The sequence below is a fragment of the Nocardiopsis sp. NPDC007018 genome (assembly GCF_040635075.1).
Lineage (GTDB): Bacteria > Actinomycetota > Actinomycetes > Streptosporangiales > Streptosporangiaceae > Nocardiopsis.
Window position 1 is genome coordinate 55,951 of the sequence record NZ_JBEYHA010000032.1, and the last position, 8,028, is coordinate 63,978.

The following is an 8,028-nucleotide window of genomic DNA, read 5'->3' on the forward strand; positions in this document are numbered from 1 at the left end:
ATCGCCGAGGGGCCCGCCGGACGCCCACCGTTTCGCCGGAACCGGTTCGCACCCAGGCCGCCACCGCTGGTCAGCGGGGCGCGCGCAGCGCCGCGAACCGGCGCTCCCCCTCCCGCCAGGACTCCTCCCAGCGCCACCCACCGCCCTCCGCGTAGGAACGCAGGGCCGGGAGCCCGAGCCGGGCCCACGTGAAGGGTGCGCCCTGCTGCCCCCAGCCGTCGGTGACCTGCACGGTCACCCGTTCGTGGACGTCCCGGTCGGCCGCCTCGACGATGAGCAGCCCCCGGGGCAGCACGAGGTCCCGCATCCGCGCGAGCAGGGCCGACGGGGTCCCGCCGATCCCGATGTTGCCGTCGATCAACAGGGCGGTGTGCCAGCGGCCCTCCTCCGGCAGGGGGTCGAACACCGAGGCGTGTACCGCCCGGCCGCCCGCCTCCACCACCCGCGACACCGCCACCGGGTTGGTGTCCACGCCCAGGGCCCGGTGGCCCCGGGCGGTCAGGGTGAGGACCATCCGACCCGGGCCGCAGCCCGCGTCGAGGGTGTCGCCCTCGATACGGTCCAGCACGCTCTCGTCGGCGGCGTCGGTGGTCCCGCACCACCGCTCCACCTCCAACGGGAGCATCCACCCGTCGGACCTGCGCAGGTACAGCGGTCCGTGCCCGTTGGCCAGGGCCCGCGAGTACGGGTCGCACCGCCACGGGGCCGCCCTCGTGCCCGCCCCCATCTCCGGGGCCCTCACGACCGGACCTCCGTTCTCCTGGCTCCGACGACCCGGCCGAAGCGGCTCCCGGGCACCAGACGGGCCACGGCGGCCGCGTCCCGGGGGGTGTCCACGTCTCTGAGCACCTCCAGGTCACCCACGCGCAGACCGGCGTCCACCAGTCGCGCGCGTTGGAGGCGTCCGGTGTGCGGAGTGGACATCGGCACGCCGCGCAGCAGGCCGGGGTCGGGGTCGGCCATCCCGAGCGCCCAGAACCCGCCGTCCTCGCTCGCGCCGAACCACGCGTCGGTGTGCGCCCAGGCGTCCGGCGCCAGGGCGGGCGCCAGGTGCGCGGCGCGGACCTGCGGGGTGTCCATACCGATCAGCAGGGAGGGCCCCGAGCACACGGAGAACGCGTGCGCGAGACGTTCGTCCAGGCCTCCGCCGGACTGCGGGACCACCTCGAACCCCGTGTCCGGCATCCAGGAACCCGTCCGCCCCTCCAGCACGAGGAGGCGTCGCCGCGCGGGCAGTGAGCGCACCGTGTCGAGGGTGTCCGCCAGCGCGGCCTCGGCCACGGCCGCCGCCTCCTCGGGGGAGTAGTCCGGCGTCAGCCGTGTCTTGACCCGGCCGGGGACGGGTTCCTTGGCGATCACCAGCAGGGTCGTGGCGGGAAGGCCGGTCCGCCCGGTGCGGTTCATCGCTCGCCTCCCCCCGTGCCCACGCGCGCCCCGGTCGGCGGTTCGCGCAGCACCGAGGTCATGTCGCGTACGGCGGTCCAGGTCCCGCGCCACGTCCCGGTCACCTTGGACACCCCGGACCTCGGCCGGTAGGGGACGTCCACCTCCGTGACGCGCCACCCGGCGTCGGCGGCCCGCACGACCGTCTCCAGGGGGTAGCCCGAGCGCCGGTCGGTCATTCCCAACCCCACCAGCCCCGTTCGGCGGGCGGCCCGCATCGGTCCGATGTCGCTGACCCGCACCCCCGTGCGGGAACGCAGCATCCGCGCGACGACCGCGTTGCCGACCCTGGCGTGGACGGGCCAGGCGCCCCTGCGGGTCGGGCGCCGTCTGCCCAGGACCAGGTCGGCCTCGCCCCGCCGGACCCGCTCCACCATCCCCGGGAGCAGGCCCGGGTCCAGGGAGGCGTCGCAGTCGCAGAAGCAGACGTACTCGGCTGTGGCGGCCGACAGGCCCGCGTGGCACGCCGCCCCGAAGCCCCTGCGGGACTCGGGGACGACCACGGCTCCCAGCGCCTCCGCGACGGCGGCCGATCCGTCGGTCGAGCCGTTGTCCACGACGATCGCCCGCCACCCCGGCGGGATGCGCTCCATGACCCAGGGCAGCGCGGCGGCCTCGTCCAGACAGGGGAGCACCACGTCGACCGAGGGCGGGCCGGTCCCGGACGCGTCCGGGTGCGTGCGCGCCTGTTCGTTACCGTGAGGTTCGTTGATCACCCTGATCACGTTACGAAGCCATAAAGGTGCGGTCGGTGAAGGCGCTCGCGACACGCGGGCGTATCGGGCATCACCCCGCCGAAACGCCGGTACCGACGGGTCCCCGCAGCTCGGAACGGGCGAACTCCGCCATTCCCTGGGCGAATCCGACCTCCGGGCGCCAGGAGAGCTCCCGCATCAGCCGCTCCGAGGACGCGGTGATGTGCCGGACGTCCCCGAGCCGGTACTCGCCGGTGACCACGGGCCGGGGCCCGCCGTGCGCCGTCGCCAGGGCCAGCGCCATCTCCCCGATGGTGTGCGGTGTCCCGCTGCCGGTGTTGAACGCCGACAACTCGCCCCCGGCGCGGTCCGGAAGCGCCTCCAACGCGGCCACGTTGGCACGGGCCACGTCGCGGACGTGCACGAAGTCGCGCCGCTGTCGGCCGTCCTCGAACACGCGCGGCGACTCGCCCCGGGCCAGCGCCGACCGGAAGAAGGAGGCCACCCCCGCGTAGGGGGTGTCACGCGGCATGCCCGGACCGTAGACGTTGTGGTAGCGCAGCGACAGCGCCCGCCCGCCCACCGCGCGGGCCCACGACGCGCACAGGTGCTCCTGCGCCAGCTTCGTCGTGGCGTACACGTTGCGGGGGTCGCCCGGCGCGTCCTCCCGCACCAGGCCCGGGACCAGGGCGGTGCCGCAGCGCGGGCACGGAGGGTCGAACACCCCGGCCGCGAGGTCCGCCTCGGCCCTCGGGCCGGGCCGGACGTCGCCGTGCCCGGGGCACGTGTACCTGCCCTCCCCGTAGACGACCATCGAACCGGCCATCACGATACGGCCGACCCCCGCACGGGTCATGGCGGCCAACAGCACCGCGGTCCCCAGGTCGTTGCAGCCCACGTAGTCGGGCGCGTCCAGGAAGTCCGACGACCCCAGACCCACCATCGCCGCCTGGTGGCAGACCGCGTCCACCCCGCGCAGGGCCCGCTCCACGGCCGCGCCGTCGCGGACGTCCGCCACGACGTCCACGGAGCCCCCGTCGGCGGGATCGCGCCCCGCGTGCGCCAGGGGCAGGTAGGCGTCCAGGGTCACCGCCTCGTGTCCGGCCCGGCGGAGTTCCTCCGCCACCCGCGATCCGATGAACCCGGCCCCACCCGTGACAAGTACACGCATGGGGTCAACCTACGCCGCGTGCCCGGTCCGACACGCCATGTGTTCCGGTGAGTCGGGGCGTCACCGCGAGAGCACTCCGGACGCGAGCATGGCGTTGACGACGACCGCCGCGTTCGCGCTGACCACGGCGGCCGCCGCGGCCCCCGCGCCCCAGTCGCCCCTCTCCAGTTCCATCGCCCGCCCGACCACGGCCGAGTTCCAGGGAATCCGCCCGTCGAGGTGGGGCAGAGTCCCGCTCGCCGACACCAGGGCGGTCACCGCGGCGACGTGCCGGGTGGGTTCGACCCGGTCGACCAGGACGGAACGCACCCTCTCGAACACCTCCTCGTGCCGACCCGAACGGCCCGCCCTGAGGACGGTCAGGGGAACGAACCCCAGGGCACGCCTGTCCTCGCGCTCGATGTCCCCGTACCGCACGAGCCGGTCCAGCAGCGGTGCCCGCAGTCGTGGGCCGATCGCCGCGAGGACGGTGTGCACACCGCGCGGCTTCCGGTCGACGTAGTCCCACGCCGATCTGAGCAGCTCGTCGGTCGGCGCCTCCGTCCCCGCGCGCACCACGGAACCGCGCACCGTGACGTGGCCGCGCAGGGCCAGTTCGGTGAGGACCGCGCCACCCAGCACGTAGTACAGGGTGTTCTCGCCCGCGATCGTCCCCGACGCGGGTTGGAAGAGCATGAGGAGGACGTCCTCCGCTATCAGCGGCGAACGCCCGGCCCGTTCCGCGTCGTCGCCGGTGTCGTGTGCTCCGGAGCTCTCCGGCATGGGTGGCCCTTCCTCGCGGTCGATCGTGCGGCGGGGCGGGGCCGCGCGGCCCCGCCCCTCGATCCAAGCCCCCGGAGCGTTGGCCGCACAGTGCCGCAGTGTCACACGACCACGTGACATCCGTGTACGGGGGACGTGACACGGTGTCACACCGCTCCCGGTGCCGGAGGCGGACGACATGCCGTCCGTGATGGACTGGGCCGTCGGCCCTCAGCGACCACCGGTCGAGGGAGGACCGGGTGCCGTCTGTGGCGACGGGACCCGTGCGTGGTGCCGTTCGGCGCGCCTCGACGAGGTCCGCGCCGTCCAGACGATGCGTAGCCGACTTCTGCCGGCGCACACGACGCAGACCATGACCATGAGGCTGACCACAACCATCCAGGCCGTCAACTCCTCTCCCAGGATCAACACCGAGAGGAACAGGGTCAGAATCGGTTGGGCCAATTGCAGCTGCCCCACCTTGGACGCCCCGCCACGCGCCAGTCCGATATTCCACGGGATAAAGGCAAGAAAGGAACTGGCGAGGGACACGTACACCATTCCCACCCAGGCTACGACTGGTATATCGGACATGGTGTGGCCGATGGTGAGATGCACGACAACTGCTGTCAAGGCTATCGGGAAACCACATACCACGCCCCACGATATGGTCCGCATGGGCCCATGGGTTCGCGTCAGAATCGACCCGGAAACCAAACCGAAACTTCCCGTGACAACGGAGAGCAAAGAGAACACATCGCCTGGAGAAGGTGTACCGAAACCTCCCCTCAGAACACTGAACGCCACGATGGAGGCCGCGCCCAGAACGGCCCAGAGCCAGAAGGACCACCCGACGCGCTCTGTTCCCGTAAACACGGATATCAACGCCATGGTGATCGGCATGAGGCCCAGAATCACAGCCGAGTTCGCGGCACTACCGTGCTGTACCGCGAGTGCCGCGAAGACGGGGAAACCCAGTACGTTGCCGGAGATGAGGATCGCGATGTCGAAGTAGGCGGATCTCGGCGGTAGCAGGGACCCGACCCAGAGGAGGTATCCCAGTGCGAGGGGAAACACCAGGACCGTCCTGCCGAAGGCCGCCATCATCGGATGGAATCCGAGGAGGGCGAGGGCGGTCGCCGGAAGAGTCACGCTGGTGAGAAGCACTCCGAAGAGACCGTACCCAACACCCACAAACCTCTCGGAAGCGTCGGGTCCGGCGGTGTTGGGAGAGATCTCGTTCACGTTGCCTTCCCTGTTCGTGAATCGGGACGCGTCTCATGCGAGGACAACAGGCCGAACCGGGAAGTCGCTTCTAGAGGCGCGAGCTTGGAGGTGGCCGGATGAGCGCGATCCGGGGGTGTACGCGTGTGGATGCTGTATCCGCGTCGAAGGAAGGTTCTCGGGGTTCATCTACGCCGTTTTCCTGAGGTGCATGAAACCCGTACTCCAGACCGCGTCGACACCACCCCAGGAGATCGCGGAGGCGATGTCGGGGAAGAACCCGCTCCCATTCAGGTTCGCACTGGTGTTGCACAGCACGGGCACGCCGGTCAGGGCTTTGTAGTGCTGGAGTACTTCTTCGAGCACGGGGTCATCGTGCTTGCCGACGGTCCGCAACCGGGCGGTGCCGTCCAGGTGCAGAACCGCGGGGATTCTTTCCTTCCACTCCGGGCGTACCCAGTGCTCGAACAGCATGTAGGGATCTGGAGTCCCCGGGGAGAAGACGTTGGGGCATCGTCCACCAGGCAGATCGGTGCCACGGGGCGATAATGTTCCCTCTTCTTGACACGGTTGAGCACCTCCTTCATTCTCGCGCTCGTCGGGGCGCCGAGAATGCTTCTTCCCCCGAGGGCTCTCGGACCGAGTTCCGCCCTGCCGTTCAGGACGACGACGGGCTCCTGGGTCTCATGCAGGTGGCGGGCCAGCTCCGCGGTACTGCACGGTATCCGCTGCCAGCCGTCGGGGATTTCCGCCGTGGGCACGAGATCCGGTCCGGAACGCACATGCCAGTTGATGTGCGTCGCGCCCCCCTCCCGCTCGAAGAGTCGGACTGCTGCCGCTCCGAGCGCGGAACCGGAATCGTTGGGAAACGGCGGCACCCATACGTTGCGGAACATCGGGTGGGCCCGAAGTCTGCTGTTCCACTTGATGTTGAGAGCGCACCTCCGGAGAAGACCAGATTCCATGGTCCGTCCCCCTTCCACTCGAGGGCCCGCCGTGCCGTCTCCTCGACGAGATGGTTCTGCAGGAAGACATGCAGTGATGCCAGGACGTCCTCGTCCGAACAGGAACTCCTCTCCACCTGCCTGCGGACATCCCCGTAGAACGGATGCAGGTAGGTCATGGAGTCTTCCTGCTCCGTGCCCCAACCGCCGATAGTGGACCTGTACGTCCTGGCGCGGCTGCCTCCGCCCGTGAAGTGGGCCTCGAATTGTTCCGCGATGATGTCGATGATCTCGTGTCCGGGTTCTCCGAGCGCGATGTAGGCCATGAGCTTGCCGGCGACTGAGAGATCGTCGGCCGTCTGAGAATGCGACGTCCTTCGCCACGGGCCGAAGTGATGGCCCGCGGTCGCATAGAAGTGACCGATCATCGGAAAGACGGGGCCTGCGCTCGATATGTTTCCGGACGGCTCCACGTAGTAGAGGCGAGGGAACATACCGCCGTCCCAGACCAGGGACAAGGCCGGTTCCCGGTTCGGCGCGAAGGGGCTGGTCGCGTAGGCGGAGGCGATGTGACTGGAGACGTGGAAGAAACTGCGGAAGTCCCGTGTCTCGCCCCCGAGCGGGAAGCGACCCTTGTGGGAGGTGCTGAACGGATCGAGATGGCCGCCCTCGTGATAGGGGGCGAGGCTCAGCTGGTGTCTTTGGCCCTGGTCCTGGACCGTGGCCTGGCCGGTGATGCGGCCACACCACCCGTCAATGACGAACTCGTCGATGTCGGACAGGTCGTATCCGAAGGTGCCCAGGATTTCAGGCACCAGGGAGAGGTCTTCGAGTGCGCTGTACCGGGGGCTGTTTCTGATCTTTTCGACTTCTACGCTGAAGACGAGATCCCGGCCATCCAGCAGGGCGACGGTTCCGTCATGGGTGAGCTTAAGTCCACAAGTCAGAAATTTTCCATCCGCTCCGTGGGTCTGATTCTGGGGACTCCGATGAGATGTCACCCGGAGTTCGTTCCTGGTCTGGTTCGATATCAGAGGAGAGGTGCGCGTGCGAAATCAGACGCTGGGAACATTCGACCTCGTGGCTCGAAGGGGGTGTCGGAGGCCATCGGGGTGAATCATTGTTCTGGGGGAATCCTGCAATTGGCAGGTGCCCACTAGTCTAGATATTCTTGCGGGAGTGTCACAAGCCTCTCGGCGGAGGCGCTGTCGTTGCGGACTCTGGTTGTGCCAGGTGGGCTGATCATTTTCCATTCGGGGTCGGATCTGGCCAGGAGTCGCGCAACTACTGGGAGTGAATTCCCTGTGGGGAGGGAGTCCTGTGTCCAGGAGGAATTCGAGAACCCTGATCAGTGCCGACACGTCGATATCACGGTGTGTGGCGCTCCGGGTGTTGTGCCAGCTCGGTACCCCTTGACAAGGTGGCCGGACGAGCGGCGTGCGAAGGAACACTCGTGGGAAGCCAGGGCCCGGCCCCGCGCGGGGTGGACGGGGCGGGTGATCGCGTCGCGCCAGGGGTGCCGGACACGACGAAGGGGCCCCTACCACGTGGGCAGGGACCCCTTCTGGCCGGCGGAGGATATGGGATTTGAACCCATGAGGGGGTTGCCCCCCAACCGCATTAGCAGTGCGGCGCCCTAGGCCTCTAGGCGAATCCTCCTGGCTGCGACCAGCCTACAGAGGGCGGGGGCCCTGCGCAAAACGAATCGGCCGCGCGGGCGGGCGCACGGCCCCACCCCCCGGGCTCGTAGGCGAAACCGCGCACCAACACGACGCGGGACGCGGAGCGAAGCAGGGAAAGAGGGAGAGAG

The 8,028-nt window shown here is 69.3% G+C and carries 6 protein-coding genes, 1 tRNA gene and 1 pseudogene; all 8 read right to left on the minus strand.

Features of this window, described 5'->3' with window-relative positions; all coding sequences use genetic code 11:
• Window positions 1-70: 70 nt before the first annotated feature.
• On the minus strand, window positions 71-742 hold the full coding sequence (locus ABZ635_RS17995; protein WP_357766129.1) for a methyltransferase domain-containing protein: 672 nt from the start codon (window positions 740-742) through the stop codon (window positions 71-73).
• Complete coding sequence (locus tag ABZ635_RS18000; RefSeq protein WP_357766132.1) at window positions 739-1,404, minus strand: DUF2064 domain-containing protein; 666 nt, start codon at window positions 1,402-1,404, stop codon at window positions 739-741. Before ABZ635_RS18000 ends, ABZ635_RS17995 begins: the two co-directional genes overlap by 4 nt.
• Window positions 1,401-2,156 (minus strand): glycosyltransferase family 2 protein, encoded by a 756-nt coding sequence (locus ABZ635_RS18005; RefSeq protein ID WP_357766157.1) that lies wholly within the window; start codon window positions 2,154-2,156, stop codon window positions 1,401-1,403. Before ABZ635_RS18005 ends, ABZ635_RS18000 begins: the two co-directional genes overlap by 4 nt.
• 73 nt (window positions 2,157-2,229) lie before the next feature.
• Window positions 2,230-3,309: an NAD-dependent epimerase/dehydratase family protein gene (locus ABZ635_RS18010; RefSeq protein WP_357766133.1), complete on the minus strand. Its 1,080-nt coding sequence runs from the start codon at window positions 3,307-3,309 to the stop codon at window positions 2,230-2,232.
• Between the two features lie 60 nt (window positions 3,310-3,369).
• On the minus strand, window positions 3,370-4,071 hold the full coding sequence (locus ABZ635_RS18015) for a GPP34 family phosphoprotein (protein WP_357766136.1): 702 nt from the start codon (window positions 4,069-4,071) through the stop codon (window positions 3,370-3,372).
• A gap of 210 nt (window positions 4,072-4,281) precedes the next feature.
• A complete protein-coding gene (locus ABZ635_RS18020; RefSeq protein WP_357766139.1) occupies window positions 4,282-5,295 on the minus strand; it encodes a DMT family transporter in 1,014 nt (337 codons plus the stop codon).
• A 168-nt stretch (window positions 5,296-5,463) separates the two neighbouring features.
• Window positions 5,464-7,219 (minus strand): annotated as a pseudogene (locus tag ABZ635_RS18025) (carbamoyltransferase C-terminal domain-containing protein); the annotation flags it as partial.
• A 571-nt stretch (window positions 7,220-7,790) separates the two neighbouring features.
• Window positions 7,791-7,877: transfer RNA gene (locus tag ABZ635_RS18030), tRNA-Ser, on the minus strand.
• Window positions 7,878-8,028: the final 151 nt, after the last annotated feature.